Raw genomic sequence first — 269 nt, forward strand, 5'->3', positions numbered from 1 at the left:
ACTAACACAGTAGAATCCTCCCCTGTTGTAATTAAGGTGGTAGAAAATACTGATGGTGTTAAGATTGACGGTACTTCCGTATCTCACAACCAAATCGTAACTTACGAAGGAACTTGGGACTTGACCGGTCTTAAAGGTCACTCATTCACTAAGCAAGAATTGAATAATACTTGGTCCTTCGATGATGACTACGACCAAACTAAGTTAACTGCCAATACAGCAACACTTAAGGTTAAGGATGCTAAAGGTAATAACATTACCGACCAATT

1 protein-coding gene is annotated in these 269 nt (G+C 39.0%); it reads left to right on the plus strand.

Annotated features, from left to right (window positions below):
* Positions 1-269: SspB-related isopeptide-forming adhesin (locus tag FC36_RS10295; RefSeq protein WP_156409561.1), on the plus strand; the 269-nt coding region annotated here is incomplete at both ends.

Origin of the sequence: Ligilactobacillus equi DSM 15833 = JCM 10991 (genome assembly GCF_001435735.1) — a bacterium.
GTDB lineage: Bacteria > Bacillota > Bacilli > Lactobacillales > Lactobacillaceae > Ligilactobacillus > Ligilactobacillus equi.